Here is a 13502-nt window from a genome sequence, read left to right as displayed (position 1 = left end):
TACCGGCAGTTTTCTGGATGTTCACCCGCCACTCATCCCGTATTGGTTGCCCTGCCGGTGTTCATGCCCAACCAATCCGCCAACCCCCCTCGGCCCCGGCCGCCAACGCCGGACCAGCCACCGGTCGGCCACGATGTAGTTGACGATGAGGAAGCCCACCCCGACCACGGGATAGAGGGTCGGATCAAAACCGGTGTCCGCGGGCAACAGGACCGGAATACCCGTCAGACCCATGATGACGACGAGATAGGGCGCCCACCACACGGTGAGCACGGGAAGGATGATGTCGATGGCGGCGATCAGGAACCCCACCGCGATCCACCGGCAGATCCCCGTGAGCAGATGGTCATCCGGGTTCGCGATCAACAGTGACGGCAAGGACGCGGCCGCGGCCACGACCGGATGGAGCAACGCCAGTCGTGTCCGTTCCCGCAGCCAGGTCCGGCGGCGACCGTTGAAGGCCATCCACCGGTCCGGCCGCTCGTCGGAGGTGAGCCCCGTCATGACCGTCACCAGGGGCAGGATCGTCCAGTTCACCCGGATGTCGGTGAGACCGATGATGACCGCGGCGACGGCCGTGAGTCCCCAGCCGATGAGGTTCCGCTGAACGACGTTTCCGGCGATGACCGCCCGGCACGCCCGGCGCGGGCCACCACCGCTGATCGCCGGATCTCCCGACCTCGGCGTCGCCGTCCGGGGCGCCACCGGCCAGGTCCGCGAGTTCAGGACCTGGATGACGACGGCCACCACCCAGAACACGATGCTCACCAGAACGACGCCCTCGCCGCGCATGAGCCAGTTGAGCAGGGCACAGGCGGAGAGGATGACCGCGTAGAGCCCCACCCGGAGAAGATGGTGGCGACGCCAGGTCGCGTGGTCGAGGTTGAAGGCCCGGTAGGTGTCCGCGTCACCGGTGGACGCCAGAAGCACCGCACCGAATGCCGCAGCGACCCACGCGGTCCACGCGTACGGCCGATATTCCGTGAAGAGGTACCCGTAGAGACCTGCGGCGGAGACCAGGGTCGCCAGGGCAGGCGGGACCCAGGGGTTCGCGTGGCAGAGGATCGCGGTCGATGAACCACCCGTTGTCTTCACGGTCAACGCACCCTTCCTCATCGTCGATTACCGGAGAACCGCTCATGGAACGTCGCTCCGTTCAGGTCGGTGGTTCCGGCGAGCCGCGGGGAGATCACGAACAGCAGGATGAGCGTCCAGATCGTGAGTCCCGCCAGAGCTCCGGATACGACCCGGACGTCCGTCGCGGCCGTCGCGAAGGCGACGGGGTACACGGCCACCAGGCTCGCGTACCACCAGGCGTTCCGGCCGACGGCCCACGGTGCGAGCACCATCCCGCCGACGGCGAGGAGTCCGACGGCGAGGAAGACGGGGATCCCCTCGTGGAAGGAGATAGTGCCCCGGAACGCCACGGCCCACGCGGCGGTCCAGACCAGGAGCGCCACCGGAAGGTTGAGCAGTGTCGTGACGTTCCAGTCGCGGACGAAGTCCCGTCGCGGCCAGCCGTACGCCCGCCATGCCCTCGCGGCCAGGGGAGCCAGGGACGCCATGCTCCCAGAGAAGGAGAGCACCATGATCGTGACGAAGACCAGGTCATCGGCCTCCCGGAAATCGCCCCACGGCAGGAGGCGGATCATCAGAAGGTAGACCAGTACCCCGACCCAGACGATCACCGTGAAGCGGAGGACCGGGTCGCGGATGACCTGGGCCGTGGGGGAGGAGCCGATCAGCGTTCCACGGCTCATCCCGAGGTCCGCCGTCAACCACCACGGTTTCCCGTCGTCGGCCCGGGACCGGGACTCCGGCATCGACCGCCCCCGCCAGACCTGCACGAGAAACGCCGCGGCGAGAATGACCCCGACGGGGACGAGAGCGCGCGGGGGAAGAAAGCCGGGTACGACGACCACGAGGGCCACGACGAGGGCGGTGATCAGGGTGAACACCGCCGAGCGCACGATGTGGTGTCTTCTCCAGGCCGCCCCGGTGAGATTCATTGCCCGGTAGCCGTCGGCCGGGGTGCGCAGCCACACGAGTGCACCGGAGAGAAGGACGAGTCCGATGTAGAGGACGTTCCACCGGTCGCCGTCCTCGACGAACATCATCAGCACACCGGTGAGCAGCACGTAGTCGGCGAGGATGAAGGCGAGGATGAGTCCTGCGCGGCGCCAGTCGCCGAGTGTCAGCATCAGTCGGCGGTCCACACCGCCGCCCGGGGTCACGCGGGAAGTCATCCGGCATCACCCGCCAGGGCGGTGACCGCGTCCTCGAGGTCTGCGGCCCGGACACGGACACCGAGTTCGCGTGCCCTCGCCCACAGGGAGTCGACGGCGTCTGCGGTGGCGCCCCGCAGGTCGAGAATCACCCGCTCCTGCCCGGTGAGTTTCTCGCGGGCGAGGACGGTCCCGGTGGATCCGAGCGCCTCGACGAGCGCGTCGATGCGGAACGCCGGCCCGGTCGCGGAGAGCACGCTCTCATTGAGGTCGGCGACCTCGGCGGTGAAGAGCAGAGAGCGTGAACCGATGACGATGACGGAGTCGATGACGGCCGCTGCGTCGTCGAGCTGGTGGGTGGAGAGGAGCACCGTTCGGGGATGTCGCTCCACATCGGCCCGGAGCTCGGTGTAGAGCACCCTGCGACGCTCGATGTCGAGCCCCAGATAGGGCTCGTCGAGGAGGGTGACGGGACAGCGGGCCGCAAGCCCTATGACGGCCTGGAGCATGGACTTCTGTCCGGTCGAGTACTCCGAATACTTCTTGTCCAGATCGAGGTCGAACAGTTCGGCGAGCTCGAGTGCGCGCGCCATGTCGAAGGTGGCCCAGCGTGCCTCCCCGATCTCCAGGAGCCTGCGCCCCCTCCAGTTCCCCGGCAGCGGCACGTCGGCTCCCATGAGCACGACCCGGTCCATCACCTCGGCGTTGTCGAAGGGCGGGGCGTTGAACACCGTGAGTCTGCCGCCGTTCGTCTCGTGCTGGCCGGCGATGGCACGCAGCAGCGTGGTCTTGCCCGATCCGTTGGGCCCGACGAGCGCGTGGATTCCGACGTCCGGGACGGCGACACTCAGGTCCGTGAGCACGGGCGTCTTCCCGTATCCGATGGTGACGTCGTCCGCGTTGATGACTGCGTTGTCGTTGTGGTTCATGAGTAGAGTCCTCGGCTTTCCGCGACCTGGTCGGTGAGGGTGTGCAGTTCTTCCCGGGTCATCCCGAGTTTGACGGCCTCGTCGATGAGCGGGGCCAGGAAACCGGCGGCGAACGCCTCCCGACGACGCCGGAGAATCGTCTCCCTGGCCGCGGCTGTGACGAACATGCCGATTCCGCGCTGTTTCTCGAGCACCCCGGTATCCACGAGCAGGGTGAGGCCTTTGCGGGCCGTGGCCGGGTTGATGTTGTGGAACGCCGCGAGTTCGTTGGTCGACGGCGCCCGCTCGCCGGCGACGAGGGAGCCGTCGACGATGGAGTCCTCGACCAGTGCGGCGATCTGCCGGAACAGCGGCAGGGTCGTTTCCTCCATGGCCCGCTCTCCGTTCTCGCTCCGTACAGATCAGTTAGTTGGTTGATTACTTGTGTAACTAACCATAGAGCCGGCTCCGACGTTCCGCAACGACGGGCCGAATCAGACGGATACGGGGGTGCAATCACCACCCGACCACCCCCCGAACGGGTGAGTGGCACCGCCCGGGGACATCCGGATGTCCATCGAACCCCGGCCTGCGCTGCCGAGACACGGAAACGCAGCTGAGAAGCCCCGGGTCCCTCATTCCGAACATCGACGCAACCACGCCGTTTCAGGCATGCTGGACACCAGTGACTAAACGGATTTAGCAAGACAATGAACGGAAATTAGGAGCCATGCTTGAACGCACACAGGTCTTCGTCGATACGTCCTACCTGCTCGCGAGCTTTTACAACTCGTGGGAAACCGGGGCACGCGCCCAGTTGGAGATAGATCTTCCCGAGGTCGTCGCCGTCCTCGGGACGATGATCCAGAACCAGCTGGGGCAACCGATCCAACGACAGATGTGGTACGACGGGATCCCCGATTCCGGCCCCCACCGGTACCAGCGGGCCCTCCGCACCTGCGACGGGGTACAACTCCGCGCCGGACAACTCATCGAGTGGGGTGAACGCCGTACCCAGAAGGCCGTCGACACCCGCCTGGTCGCCGACATGGTGCTCACCGGACTCCGGGGCCAGTGCTCCGACATCGTCCTCGTCTCCGGTGACGCCGACATGCTCCCCGGCGTCCAGGAGGCCACCGCAGCGGGTCTCCGGGTCCATCTCTACGGATTCGGCTGGGACTCCATGTCCTCGGCACTGCGCTACGCCTGCGATTCCACCACCATCCTCGACCCCCGCGAGGACTTCGCGGAATGCATGCAACTCCAGGTCCTCGAGGGGCCCCTCCCACCGGTCGTGAGGACGAAACCGATCGGGGACGCCGAACCCATCGAGGAAACAGGCCCCACCTGTGTCCCGAATCCGGGGGAGACACCGCAGTCGTCGCCCGAGCGCGCGGAGCAGGACGAACAGGCCGGTGGACCCCACCACCGGCCCACCCCCGGCACCATCGGCCACAGACCCACCAGGGGATCCGGGGACAACCAGGTCGATGTGCCCGACCCACCGACCGAGGACCGGGGCCCCGGCACAACCGCCGTACGACAGACGGCCTCACCGTCGACGCACGCGGGCACCGGCCACCCCGGGAGGCCCGGCACCGGAGCTCTCCGCGCACCGACCGCCACCACGGCCGCCACACCGCCACCGACGCCTCCCGTACCTCCGGGAAAGACACCGGACACCTCGGCCTCCGGTGGCACCGAAGACACCGATGACCCCGTGGTCCGGACGGAATCCCCGGACGCCACCGACGCCTCCGCCTCCGTCCCGGAAAAGGTGGCGAAACCGCGTCCCACCCCGAACCCGTCCATGATGGCGCCGCGCCGGAAACTCCGTTCCCGGTACGTGCCCCTACCGAGCGAGGTCTGGGCCTCCGACGGTTCCCAGACCCCTTTCGACGTCGGACAGCAGTACGCCAGCTGGTGGTTCGACAACGCGGCGACGGGGGAGCAGCGGACCAACGCCCATCAACTGTGCGGAGGTGGTCTCCCCCCGGAGATCGACCGTCCACTCCTCCAGTTCGCCTGCGAGACACTGCACGAGTACACCCTCACGGAATCCCAGCGGGTCAACCTGCGGGACGGGTTCCATTCCGGCATCCGGGGTGTGCTGCTCCACGTCTCCCGCCGCTGAGCGACCGCGACGCGGACGACGGTGCCCGCCCGTCCGGATCTGATCCGACCGGGCGGCCACCGCTTCTTCACCGGTCAGCCGGGTTACCGGGCCCCTCGGTGATCTCGGGCTTCTTCATCTCGGCCCGGATCTGCTCCAGCCGGGCCGCGGCCTTCATGTCGAGGCCGGTGTCCCGGATCTCCGTCATCCGCGCGGCGACGGAGTTCTCCAGCAGTTCCTGGGATCCCAGGGCGTCGGCGTAACGACGTTCGATCTTGGCCCGGACGGCATCCAGGGTGGGCACGGAGGAGTCCGGTTCCGCGACACCGTCCATCGATCCGGTGGACTCGTTGACGGTCTCCTGCATCGAAGTCTGGTCGACCTGGGTACGCAGTTTCTGGATCTGATCCAGCTGGTCCCGCAGCCGCGCCTCCGATTCACGGACCTGGACTTCAGCCTTTTCAGCCGCCTTCACCGCCTGCCCGTGCAGCGCCGTGGTCTCCTCGATCTGGGTCTCCACCGCCACCAACCGGGTCGAGAGAACCTCCGCGCCGGCCATCAGGTCCGCCGCCCGTGCGGACTCACCGGACGCCGAGGCCGCGTCCGCGGCCCGGAGGGAGGCACGCGCCTGATTCTCCAGATTCTCCTTGTCCGCGAGCAGACGGTTGAGCTTCATCTCCAGCTGGCTACGGGTCCCGATGACCGAGGCCGCCTGACTCCTGATGTTCTCGTGCTGTTCCCTGGCCGCCTCAGCGGCCTGCCGGATCTGCACCTTCGGGTCGGCGTTGTCTTCGATCTTCCTGTCCAGGGACGCCATGAGGTACTTCCATCCCTTCGCGAATGTGTTGGCCATGATCTGCTCTCGACTCTCTTCCCTGGGACCGTGGGGCGTCGCCGCGTCACAGCGGCTTTTGACACCCCCAGTCTAGCCGCGTCAACCACCCCCGCTCCCCGTGTCGCGCCAAGAAAGCACGAAAACCCCTCCCTCAGGATGCCTGGGCACCCCGGGAGGGGGTCGGAAAGGGGTGGCCGGTCCGTCACTCAGACTGCTGTTCCTTGGCCATCTCGCTCCGGACCTGCTCCATGTCGAGTTCACTGACCTGCGTGTAGAGGTCCTCCAGAGCGGCGGCCGACATCGCACCGGACTCCCGGAACACGAGGATTCCGTCACGGAAGATCATCAGCGTGGGAATCGACTGGATCTGCAGGGCGGCCGCCAGACCCTGATTCGCCTCACTGTCGAGTTTGGCGAACACGGCCTCGGGATGCGCCTCGGAGACCTTCTCGAAGGTCGGGGCGAACCGGACGCAGGGGCCACACCAGGATGCCCAGACGTCGACGAGAACTATTCCGCCCTTGGTGACGGTCTCTTCGAATGTGGCTTCAGTTACATCAATCGTGGCCATGGAATATTCACTCCGGATTCTCTGGTTAAGTACAGTGCACCCCGCTCAACACCGGAACCTCAGGCGGTATTCCCGCCACTGTTGCGGGCAACCGGACGAACTGGGGTAGTTTGTGCGGGTGGAACCACACCGCACCGTCACGGTACCCGAAGGGCACGTGGGCCGGAACAGGTCGACCAGTCCCGGGGGACGCCAACCGGCGGATGTGACGGCGACGCGAAAGGACAGGACTGACAATGACCAAGAACTACCGCGTAGAGGGAATGACCTGCGAGCACTGCAGCAATGCCGTGGTCGAGGAGGTGTCGACCGTCCCGGGCGCCCAGGGCGTCGACGTCGACCTCGACAAGGGCGTGGTCACGGTGAGCGGACACGGTTTCACCGATGACGCCGTCTCCACCGCGATCGAAGAGGCCGGTTACAAGGTCGTCGACTGACCGTCCTTCTCCCGGTTTTCCTCTGATGGTGACGCCGCCCCGCTGTTCCGACGGCCGGGCGGCGTCATCTTTCCCCGGATCTCACGGAACCGCCACAGCGGTTCCCCCTCGAACAGGAGCACCCATGAACAATCCGACCGGATCCACCGGTCCCACCGACCCCGTCGGCACCGTCCACACAGATCTCTCCGTCACCGGGATGACGTGCACCTCCTGTTCGGGACGGGTCGAGCGCAAACTCAACCGTCTCGACGGTGTCACCGCGACGGTGAACTTCGCGACGGAGACCGCCTCCGTGGATTTCGATCCGACGCTGCACTCCCCGGAGGATCTGGTCGCGGTCGTGGAGCGGACCGGGTACGGAGCGACCGTCGTGTCCTCCGCCGGATCGGACACGAACGGGGAGGAGGGCACGACCCCTTCACCGGATACGGCGGACGCGGCGAGAACGGAGGAGATCGCCGATCTGCGACGTCGACTGATCGTCTCCGCCGTGTGCGGCCTTCCGGTCATGCTGCTGTCGATGGTCCCCTCCGTCCAGTTCGACCACTGGCAGTGGGTCGCGCTCGCGCTGACGGTCCCCGTCTTCTTCTGGGGTGGATGGCCGTTCCACCGTGCCGCGGTCACGAACCTGCGGCACGGCGCATTCACGATGGACACCCTCGTCAGCATGGGGACCACAGCGGCACTGGTGTGGTCGATCGTGGCCCTCACCGTGGGCGACGCAGGTCGACCCGGGATGACGATGCACTTCCACTTCCTGGCCGACAGTGGTTCAGCTCTGAGTGAGATCTACCTGGACACCGCCGCGATGGTCATCGTGTTCCTCCTTCTGGGGCGCTGGTTCGAGGCCCGTGCGAAGGGACGCTCGTCACAGGCGTTGCGTGCGCTGCTCACTCTCGGGGCGAAGGAGGCCACCGTCCTCGTCGACGGCCGGGAACAGCGGATACCGGTGGACCGGCTGACCGTCGGCGACGAGTTCATCGTCCGCCCCGGGGAGACGGTCGCCACCGACGGGGTGATCGTCTCGGGAAGGAGTTCCGTCGATGAGTCGATGCTGACGGGGGAGTCGGTACCGGTGGACGTCACCCCGGGCGACACGGTGACGGGTGCGACCGTGAACAGTTCCGGTCGGTTGGTGGTGCGGGCGACGCGTGTCGGGGGAGAGACGACCCTCGCACGGATCGGGCGGATGGTCACCGACGCACAGTCGCGCAAGGCCCCCGTGCAGCGCCTCGTGGACCGCGTCTCCCAGGTGTTCGTGCCCGTCGTGATGGCCGTGTCCCTGGTGACACTGGGCGCGCATCTTCTCCTCGGTTCGACGACGGCTGAGGCCTTCACCGCTGCGGTGGCTGTTCTCATCATCGCCTGCCCCTGCGCCCTCGGACTCGCGACCCCCACGGCACTGCTCGTGGGTACCGGTCGGGGCGCCCAGATGGGGCTCCTCATCAAGGGACCGGAGGTACTCGAATCCACCCGACGGGTGGACACGATCGTCCTGGACAAGACCGGGACGGTCACCACCGGCCAGATGACGCTGTCGGGTGTCACGACCACGGGAGCCATCGACCGTGCGGAGGCACTGCGCCTGGCCGGCGCGGTGGAGCAGGGTAGTGAGCATCCGGTCGGACGGGCCATCGTGGCCGCCGCAGCGGACCAGGCCACCGGGAGTGGGGGAGCGCTGCCGGAGTTCACCGATTTCACCTCCCATGCGGGCAGTGGCGTCGGTGCGGTCGTCGACGGACGGTCGATCGCGGTACTCCGCCCCGACACCGGACTTCCCGGGATACTCGCGAAGACCGTGGAAGATGCACAGTCCGACGGCGCGACCCCGGTGGTTCTGCACATCGACGACTCACCGGTCGCGGTCCTCACCGTCCGCGACCGTGTCCGGGAAACCTCTGCCGAGGCGATCAGGTCACTGAAGAACCTCGGGCTGACCCCGGTGCTGCTCACCGGAGACAACCGGGGTGCCGCGACAGTGGTCGCCCGTGAGGTGGGGATCGACCCGGACAATGTCCTCGCCGGGGTCCTCCCGGAGGGCAAGGTCGCCGAGGTGCGGCGTCTCCAGGGCGAGGGCAGGAGTGTGGCGATGGCCGGTGACGGCGTCAATGACGCGGCGGCCCTCGCACAGGCCGATCTCGGGCTGTCCATGGGAACCGGTACGGATGTCGCCATCGAGGCCGGTGACATCACACTCATGCGGGACGGTCTCGAAGGGGTCTCCGACGCCATCCGACTGTCCCGGGCGACGCTGAGAACGATCCACGGCAACCTGTTCTGGGCGTTCGGCTACAACGTCATCCTGATCCCGGTGGCTGCTCTGGGGTGGCTCAACCCGATGCTCGCGGGGGCGGCGATGGCACTGTCCTCCGTGTTCGTCGTCACCAACTCCCTCCGTCTGCGTGGTTTCCGCTGACCGGCGGACACACACCACACACCGCCGCAACGACAGGTGGGGACGGTGACCACGGGTCACCGTCCCCACCTTCTTCATGCCGCCCGTACCCTCACCCCATACCGCGGGCCAGGTCCCGGAAGCGGGAGTAGTGCAGCTGGTGCGCCACGGCGACGGTACCGATCGGACCACCACGGTGCTTCGCCATGATGATGTCGGCCTCACCGGCGCGGGGATCCTCCTTGTCCTGCGAATCCGGCCGATAGAGCAGCATCACCATGTCCGCGTCCTGCTCCAGGGAACCGGATTCACGGAGGTCGGCCAACTGGGGTTTCTTGTCGGTCCGGGACTCCGGTCCACGGTTCAGCTGCGAGATCGCGACGAGGGGGACGTCGAGTTCCTTGGCCAGGAGCTTCAGCTGCCGGGAAAACTCACTGACCTCCTGCTGACGGGATTCGACCTTCTTGCCCGAACTCATGAGCTGGAGGTAGTCCACGACGATGAGTTGCAGATCGTGTTTCTGTTTCAGCTGGCGGGCCTTGGACCGGATCTCCATCATCGTCAGATTCGCGGAATCATCGATGAACAGGGGGGCGTCAGCGATCTTGCCGACCCGTTCCGCCATCCGCTGCCACTGTTCCGTGGTCATCTTCCCCGAACGCATGTCCGTCAGCTTGATCTCCGTCTCCGCCGACAGCATGCGCATCACGATCTCGGACTTCGACATCTCGAGTGAGAAGATCACCGACGCCTTTCCGTGCTTCACCGAACAAGAGCGCATGAAATCCAGGGCGAGGGTCGACTTTCCGACACCGGGTCGGGCGGCGACGATGATCATCTGTCCCCCGTGCAGACCGTTGGTCAGCTCATCGAGATCGACGAATCCTGTCGGGATGCCCGCGGCCAGGCCACCGTGGGTGGCCAGTGCCTCGAGCTCCTCCATCGTCGGCTCGAGGACATCCGCCAGCACCGCGTAGTCCGTGGTGGTCTTCCGCTGCGCGATGGCGAAGACCTCCTGCTGCGCCAGATCGAGCACCGTGTCCGCTTCGGCGGTCTCCGTCCCCTCGTAACCCAGCTGGACGACCTTGGTGCCCGCATCGACGAGACGGCGCAGCAGTGCCTTCTCCGCGACGATCTCCGCGTAGTAGCGGGCGTTGGCCGCCGTGGGGACGGAGGAGATCAGGGTGTGCAGATAAGGCGCCCCACCGACCCGATCCAGATCCCCCTGACGGTCCAGGCGACCGGAAACGATGATCGGGTCCACCTCCTTCTGTTCACTGAACAGATCCAGGATCACCGAATAGATGATCTGGTGGGCGGGACGGTAGAAGTCCTCCGGGGTGAGTTCCTCGACGATGTCCGTGACCGCCCCCGTCGACAGGAGCATGGCGCCGAGGACACTGCGCTCCGCCTCCAGATGGTGCGGTGGGACACGGCCGAACTTCTTCTCGGCCTCCTCCCCGGATTCGGACCGGAACCTGGACCGCCCCCGGGGGGCCCGGTCGAAGGGAACAAAGTCCGCGCCGCCCCCGTCGTCGACGGGTTCCTCCGGGGGGACGTAGTCGTCGTCGAAGCTGGTGTCACTGAAACCGGAGGTCACTGCGGTGCACCTTTCACTGTCTGGAGGATCTGTTGTTGCTGCGGTGCCGTACGTACCGACCGAACAGGGGGCCGGTCCCGACTGTGATTCGGCCCGCCACCGGTGAGCCGGTCCACGCCACCACGTGTCAGGCCCACAGTACCGGTTGCGGTAAAACGGTTATTTTCGTGTGTCCCGTAACGGGTTGGTTCAGTACCGTCCCGGCTGTCGCGGACACCGGCCGGCGGGGCGGTCCGGCGCCCGCACCCCGGCGTGGTTTCCGGCCCCGTCCCCGGCGCTCCGACAGGCACGTTGTCCACAGGGCCTGTGCACAAGTTCCGGGAGATCCCGGATCTGCGCTGGGGATTCCCCACACGGCCTGTGGACAACTTGTGGACAACGTTGCTAAATTTCGCTTAATTTCAGATGAAGACGCAGGTCAAGTGCCATAAATAGGCTGTTGACAACTCTTCCTTTTTCGTGGATAACCAGCTCTCACCAGCTGGTTTGACATGAGCCAGGTCCGGGGGTTAGCCCGATTCCGGCCGGTCAGCGAGGTGTGTTGCATCTCTGACGCACACGGCTATCCACAATGCGGTGCCGGTATCCGGACGACGGTGGCGGGCCGTGCAGGGAACCGTTGTCCCGCCAGGCGACGATCTCCCCGCATCTCCCACGGTCACGCGACACGGCGAGAAGACGGAAGCACCACCCGGCGGCGCGACCGTCACAGACAAAGACCACGGCCCCCGTCCTCTCTCCCGGACACAGATGGTGTGTCGGTGGGGGAGAAGGCGGAGGCCGTGGCTGCTGTTGTCGTTGGGCCGGCACTTCGTGCCGGCCGCCGTCCGGCCGCCTTTCTTAGGCGGAGACGACCTCAAAGTTGATCGGCGCGGTGACGTCACCGTGCAGCTTCACGTCGACCTGGTAGGAGCCGGTCGCCTTGACCGTGCCCTTCGCCAGCTTGACGTTGTGCTTGTCCAGGGTGGGGCCGCCGGCTTTCTTCACTGCATCGACGATGTCGTCTGCGGTGACGGAGCCGAAGAGCTTGCCCTTGTCGGAGGTGCGCACGGCGATGGAGACGCCGGTGAGCTGCTCGAGCTGAGCCTTGACCTCGCGAGCGTGGTCGGTATCGCGGATCTCGCGGGCCTTCTGGGCGCGCTGGATGTCCTGGATCTGCTTTTCCGCGTTGCGGGTCGCAACGATGGCGTAGCCACGCGGAAGCAGGAAGTTACGTCCGTAGCCGGCCTTGACCTCGACGATGTCCCCGGGGACACCGAGATTGTCAACGGCGGCGGTGAGGATCAGCTTCATGATCCCTGCCTTTCGTTCTGCTTCCCACCGAACCGGGCACCACCTGCGTGGAGCTCCGGGGAGCGGGAATTATGTGGATGATTGATGCTGGGACGCACCCCGTATTCGCTCTGTGACCGTGAGGCCAGGATCAGAACGGGGGCTCGTCATCGGTTGAACCACCGAAACCGCCGGATTGCGGCGCACTGTTCCACGGGTCATTGTCAGGGGCGCGGTTGGCGTTGCCGCCACCGAAACCACCGGTGTTCTGGCCGCCGCCGAAACCACCGCCGGCGTTGCCGCCGCCGTAGTTTCCGCCACCGGTGTTGCCACCGAAGTTTCCGCCACCGGCACTGCCGCCACCCCTGGGGGTGCGCGCGACCTGCGCCGTCGCATACTTCAGGGAAGGTCCGACATCGTCGACCTCCACCTCGAAGACACTGCGCTTCTCACCCTCACGGGTTTCGTAGGAGCGCTGACGGAGCCGACCGGTGACCATGACGCGCATTCCCTTGCTCAGGGACTCCGCGACATTCTCAGCTGCCTGACGCCAGACGTTGCAGGTCAGGAACAGGGCTTCACCATCGACCCACTGCTTCGACTCAGCATCGAAACGGCGGGGGGTCGAGGCGATACGGAAATTGGCCACGGCCGCCCCCGAAGGGGTGAACCGGAGCTCCGGGTCGGCGACGAGGTTGCCGACCACCGTAATGTTTGTGTCTCCCTGTGCCATGTCCTTGAACGACCTTCCTTTGTGACTCGTGTACTGGGGGTTCACCGCCCACCACTGGTGGTGGGACTGCGTGCGGGAAAAGAGTTTTCCCTACCAGTGTCCCTGCTTAACGGTCAGCCCGCAGCACCTTGGTGCGCAGGATGCTGTCATTCAGGTTCAGCAGACGGTCGAGTTCCTGCACGGTCGCCGGCTCACAGGTGAGCTCGATGACGGTGTAGATGCCCTCTTCCTTCTTGTTGATCGGGTACTGCAGGCGACGCTTGCCCCAGATGTCAACCTTCTCCACGGTGCCGTTTTCCTTGCGGACGACTTCGAGGAACTTGTCCAGGGACGGGGCGACAGTGCGCTCGTCCTGGGAGGGGTCGAGAATGATCATGAGTTCGTATTGACGCACGGACCTCATCACCTCC

12 protein-coding genes and 2 pseudogenes are annotated in these 13502 nt (G+C 66.1%); 4 read left to right on the top strand and 10 right to left on the bottom strand.

Going from position 1 to position 13502, the window contains the following annotated elements:
* Positions 1-21: 21 nt before the first annotated feature.
* The 4 genes from JIM94_RS03310 to JIM94_RS03295 are packed head-to-tail and all read right to left on the bottom strand — an operon-like array spanning position 22 to position 3525.
* Entirely contained in the window at positions 22-1101 is a 1080-nt protein-coding gene (locus JIM94_RS03310; protein ID WP_200252913.1) for a hypothetical protein, read from the bottom strand.
* An 11-nt stretch (positions 1102-1112) separates the two neighbouring features.
* Positions 1113-2246: a hypothetical protein gene (locus tag JIM94_RS03305; protein ID WP_200252911.1), complete on the bottom strand. Its 1134-nt coding sequence runs from the start codon at positions 2244-2246 to the stop codon at positions 1113-1115.
* The gene (locus JIM94_RS03300; protein WP_200252909.1) at positions 2243-3154 is read right to left on the bottom strand and encodes an ATP-binding cassette domain-containing protein; all 912 of its coding nucleotides are present in this window, start codon (positions 3152-3154) and stop codon (positions 2243-2245) included. Before JIM94_RS03300 ends, JIM94_RS03305 begins: the two co-directional genes overlap by 4 nt.
* The gene (locus tag JIM94_RS03295) at positions 3151-3525 is read right to left on the bottom strand and encodes a GntR family transcriptional regulator (protein WP_200252906.1); all 375 of its coding nucleotides are present in this window, start codon (positions 3523-3525) and stop codon (positions 3151-3153) included. The genes JIM94_RS03300 and JIM94_RS03295 overlap by 4 nt, the downstream gene beginning before the upstream one ends.
* Positions 3526-3863: 338 nt before the next feature.
* On the opposite strand from JIM94_RS03295, the pseudogene JIM94_RS11460 reads away from it, so the two are divergent.
* Together JIM94_RS11460 and JIM94_RS11455 are read left to right on the top strand one after the other, a co-directional pair.
* Positions 3864-4433, top strand: a pseudogene (locus tag JIM94_RS11460) (NYN domain-containing protein); the annotation flags it as partial.
* A gap of 480 nt (positions 4434-4913) precedes the next feature.
* A pseudogene (locus JIM94_RS11455) lies at positions 4914-5267 on the top strand (NYN domain-containing protein); the annotation flags it as partial.
* 67 nt (positions 5268-5334) lie between these two features.
* Here JIM94_RS11455 and JIM94_RS03285 read toward each other — a convergent pair.
* Together JIM94_RS03285 and JIM94_RS03280 are read right to left on the bottom strand one after the other, a co-directional pair.
* Positions 5335-6099, bottom strand: coding sequence for a PspA/IM30 family protein (locus JIM94_RS03285; protein ID WP_200252901.1), 765 nt, complete (start codon positions 6097-6099; stop codon positions 5335-5337).
* Positions 6100-6283: 184 nt separating this feature from the next.
* Positions 6284-6652 (bottom strand): thioredoxin family protein, encoded by a 369-nt coding sequence (locus tag JIM94_RS03280; RefSeq protein ID WP_200252898.1) that lies wholly within the window; start codon positions 6650-6652, stop codon positions 6284-6286.
* A gap of 236 nt (positions 6653-6888) precedes the next feature.
* Between JIM94_RS03280 and JIM94_RS03275 the strand changes: the two genes are divergently transcribed.
* Positions 6889-7089 (top strand): heavy-metal-associated domain-containing protein, encoded by a 201-nt coding sequence (locus JIM94_RS03275; RefSeq protein ID WP_200252895.1) that lies wholly within the window; start codon positions 6889-6891, stop codon positions 7087-7089.
* Positions 7090-7213: 124 nt separating this feature from the next.
* Positions 7214-9508: a heavy metal translocating P-type ATPase gene (locus JIM94_RS03270; protein ID WP_200252892.1), complete on the top strand. Its 2295-nt coding sequence runs from the start codon at positions 7214-7216 to the stop codon at positions 9506-9508.
* 91 nt (positions 9509-9599) lie between these two features.
* On the opposite strand, the gene dnaB is transcribed toward JIM94_RS03270, so the two are convergent.
* From dnaB to rpsF, 4 genes are all read right to left on the bottom strand, one after another.
* A complete protein-coding gene (gene dnaB / locus JIM94_RS03265) occupies positions 9600-11087 on the bottom strand; it encodes a replicative DNA helicase (protein WP_200252889.1) in 1488 nt (495 codons plus the stop codon).
* An 840-nt stretch (positions 11088-11927) separates the two neighbouring features.
* Positions 11928-12380: a 50S ribosomal protein L9 gene (rplI, locus tag JIM94_RS03260; RefSeq protein WP_200252888.1), complete on the bottom strand. Its 453-nt coding sequence runs from the start codon at positions 12378-12380 to the stop codon at positions 11928-11930.
* A 130-nt stretch (positions 12381-12510) separates the two neighbouring features.
* Positions 12511-13092 (bottom strand): single-stranded DNA-binding protein, encoded by a 582-nt coding sequence (locus JIM94_RS03255; protein ID WP_200252886.1) that lies wholly within the window; start codon positions 13090-13092, stop codon positions 12511-12513.
* 106 nt (positions 13093-13198) lie between these two features.
* Positions 13199-13486 carry a 30S ribosomal protein S6 gene (gene rpsF / locus JIM94_RS03250; protein WP_200252884.1) on the bottom strand — a complete coding sequence of 96 codons (288 nt, stop codon included), beginning with the start codon at positions 13484-13486 and terminating at the stop codon, positions 13199-13201.
* Positions 13487-13502: the final 16 nt, after the last annotated feature.

It is taken from the genome of Corynebacterium pygosceleis (assembly GCF_016595275.2).
GTDB classification, from domain to species: Bacteria; Actinomycetota; Actinomycetes; order Mycobacteriales; family Mycobacteriaceae; genus Corynebacterium; species Corynebacterium pygosceleis.
The sequence above is the reverse complement of the archived record's forward strand: the minus strand, read 5'-3'. Positions and strand labels throughout refer to the sequence as shown.